This is a genomic window from Inquilinus limosus MP06, from assembly GCF_000767795.1.
Classification (GTDB): Bacteria; Pseudomonadota; Alphaproteobacteria; order DSM-16000; family Inquilinaceae; genus Inquilinus; species Inquilinus limosus_E.
In genome coordinates this window covers 1-1,745 of the sequence record NZ_JANX01000880.1, presented here as the reverse complement: position 1 = coordinate 1,745, position 1,745 = coordinate 1, and the positions used below count along the sequence as shown (strand labels likewise).

General features: G+C 71.1%; 2 protein-coding genes. One reads left to right on the top strand and one right to left on the bottom strand.

All coding sequences use genetic code 11. The features are described 5' to 3' along the window. Window positions 1–208 precede the first annotated feature (208 nt). Complete coding sequence (locus tag P409_RS33535; RefSeq protein ID WP_238578835.1) at window positions 209–457, bottom strand: hypothetical protein; 249 nt, start codon at window positions 455–457, stop codon at window positions 209–211. 315 nt (window positions 458–772) lie between these two features. Between P409_RS33535 and P409_RS33530 the strand changes: the two genes are divergently transcribed. After that, window positions 773–1,745 (top strand): PDC sensor domain-containing protein (locus P409_RS33530; protein WP_430515679.1); only part of this gene is annotated, 973 nt, incomplete at its 3' end.

Here is a 1,745-nt window from a genome sequence, read left to right as displayed (position 1 = left end):
AGATCGGCGCGCAGCGTGTCGAGCTCCTGGTCCAGGTTCCGCGTGGCCATGTCTGTTCCTCGCTCCGTTGGTTGCGCATCGCTTGGGGCGCGGGATCGGGTGCGGTCCCAAAACAAACGGGGACAGAGGCGACTCTGTCCCCGATCGATTTAAATTTTAGGCGGGCGCCGGGATCTCCGGCGACCCGCATCCTCCGGCAGCGCTGAAATCAGCAGCGGCCGCCGAGGTTGATGGTCCGGCAGCTCGTCGCCGCACCGCCGACCGCGCCCACGGCGCCGCCGATCAGCGCGCCCGTGGCGGCATTGCCGCCGGTCAGGGCGGAGATGCCGGCACCGGCGCCCGCGCCGAGGAGGCCACCGGACAGGGCCCGGCCGCCCGTATCACGACCGCACGCCGCAAGGGCCAGCGCGGCCGCGAGCACGATCATGGTGGGTTTGAACATCGTCGTCGTCTCCATGCTCAAGCGCCGGTTGCAGCCGGGCACTTCACCGTTGCAAAACGGGCCGTGCAACGGTTTGTTCCCGTGCCCGGCGGTGACCACTTTGGGGCCTGGCGATGGCTTTTCCAAGGCCGCTGTCGTAGAACCCGCCCGCATGCCGCCACGCCGGCCGGGCAGCGACGGTGCGGCGGAGATGCCGGTTGGAATCGGGCGGGGCTCGCTTCAGGATGGGGCCGATGATGTGGGGGCGGCGAGAATCAGCCTGCAGGCTGGGGTCATGAAGGTGGGCAGGTCGGGCCGTCCCGTCCCTGGCCGTTGCCGGCTGCCGTCGCGATGAATCTGCTGTCGCGCCTGTTCCTGCTGGTCGGCCTGGCCGTCGCGCCGGGGATCGCGCTGCAGGGCTACAACGAATATGCGCTGCGCATCGCCCGCACCAACGAGATCCAGGACGATGCCATCCGCCTGGCCAACGTCGCCGCCGGGGCGCAGTTCCGCATCGTCGACGGCATCCGCCAGCTGCTGGCCGCGATGGCCCGGGTGCCGGCGGTGCGCGAGGGCCAGGGCGGCCGCTGCACCGAGGTGGTGGACGACCTGCGGTCGGAGGTGCCGAGCCTGAACGCCATCGCCGTGGTCGACGCCGACGGCAACCTGCTGTGCGGCGCCAACCACACCGCGGCGATCTCGGTCTCGGTCGGCCATCAGGGCTTCTTCCAGCGGGCGCGGGAGATCCGCGGCTTCGCCGTCGGCGGCTTCGCCACCACCGACGCGGTCGGTGAGAAGGTGCTGCATGTCGCCTATCCGATCTTCGACGGCGACGTCTTCCAGGGCGCCGTGGTGGCGGCGCTCAGCGTCGACGCCATGGCCTCGGCGATCAACATCGACACCGAATCGCGCAACGCCGTGATCATGATCACCGACCGCGCCGGGGTGGTGATGTCGCGCCTGCCCGGGCCGGACACGCCCTGGGTCGGCAAGCAGCTGCCGAACAAGTTCCTCGACCTGCTGGGCTCGCCGCAGGCCGGGTCGGTCACCAGCGGCGCGATCGACGACACGATGCGGATCTACGGCTATGTGCCGATGCGGTCGGAGGAGCTGGACCTGTTCGTGCTGGTCGGCATCGACCGGGCCGCGGCCTTCGCCACCATCGACGCCGCGACCCGGCGCGGCATCGCCCTGATCGTCGCCGGCCTGCTGGTCTCGCTCGCCGCCGCCGGCATCGGCGGCCGGCTGTTCCTGCTGCGGCCGATCGACCGGCTGCTGGCCGCGACGCGCGAATGGCAGCGCGGCCGGCTCGACGCGCGCGTCC

Excerpts from the sequence above, each read along its gene's own strand:
- P409_RS33535 (WP_238578835.1), bottom strand. The coding sequence starts at position 457 with ATGGAGACGACGACGATGTTCAAACCCACCATGATCGTGCTCGCGGCC.